At 39.3% G+C, this 1,145-nt stretch carries 1 protein-coding gene; it reads left to right on the top strand.

Going from position 1 to position 1,145, the window contains the following annotated elements:
- The coding region (locus AC1DPQ_RS28430; RefSeq protein WP_477611669.1) for a M42 family metallopeptidase at positions 1–1,108 on the top strand (1,108 nt) is incomplete at its 5' end.
- Positions 1,109–1,145 lie beyond the last annotated feature (37 nt).

The following is a 1,145-nucleotide window of genomic DNA, read 5'->3' as shown; positions in this document are numbered from 1 at the left end:
GAAAAAAGACGACGAAAAGAAAAAACATGTTGCTGTGGTAACTAAAAAATCGCTGCAGTTTCTTGAAGAATACATCAATAATCCTGCTCCTACCGGCTACGAATGGGAAGGGCAAAAACTTTGGTTAAACTATTTAAAACCATATATCGATGAACACTTTATCGATAACTACGGTACCGCTGTAGGTGTTATTAATCCTAAAGCTGCTTTTAAAGTAGTTATAGAAGCACATGCCGATGAAATTTCCTGGTATGTAAATTACATCACCGCAGATGGTTTAATTTATGTAATCCGAAATGGTGGTTCAGATCATCAGATTGCGCCATCAAAACGGGTGAATATTCATACTGAAAAGGGATTGGTTAAAGCAGTATTCGGTTGGCCAGCGATCCACACCCGACATGGCGAAAAAGAACAGGCACCAGAATTAAAAAATATCTTTTTAGACTGTGGTTGTACTACAAAAGAAGAAGTAGAAAAATTGGGCATCCACGTAGGTTGTGTAATTACCTACGAAGATGAGTTTATGGTTTTGAACGATCGCTATTATGTTGGCCGTGCCTTAGATAACCGTGTGGGCGGTTTTATGATTGCCGAAGTAGCACGTTTATTAAAAGAGAACAAGAAAAAACTTCCTTTCGGCTTATATATTGTAAACTCTGTACAGGAAGAAATCGGTTTACGCGGTGCCGAGATGATTGCCCAGCGCATCAAACCCAATGTGGCCATTATTACCGATGTAACACACGATACCACTACGCCAATGATTAACAAAAACATTCAAGGCGATTTATCAGCCGGTAAAGGCCCCGTGGTTTCGTATGCGCCAGCTGTTCAAACCAATTTAAATAAATTATTAATTAAAACCGCTGAGAAAAACCATATTCCTTTCCAGCGTCAGGCATCTTCGCGTTCTACCGGAACCGATACCGATGCTTTTGCCTATTCAAATGGTGGTGTACCATCAGCATTAATTTCGCTGCCGTTACGCTATATGCATACTACCGTAGAAATGGTACATAAAGAAGATGTTGATAATGTAATCAGCTTGATTTATGAAAGCTTGTTGAACATTACCGACGGTCAGGATTTCAGAGAGTTTAAATAATGGAAAAAGTAAATCACCAAAAGATCATCATCAGCAC

It is taken from the genome of Pedobacter sp. 01T416_2 (genome assembly GCF_056398925.1).
This window is presented reverse-complemented; position numbering and strand designations above follow the sequence as displayed.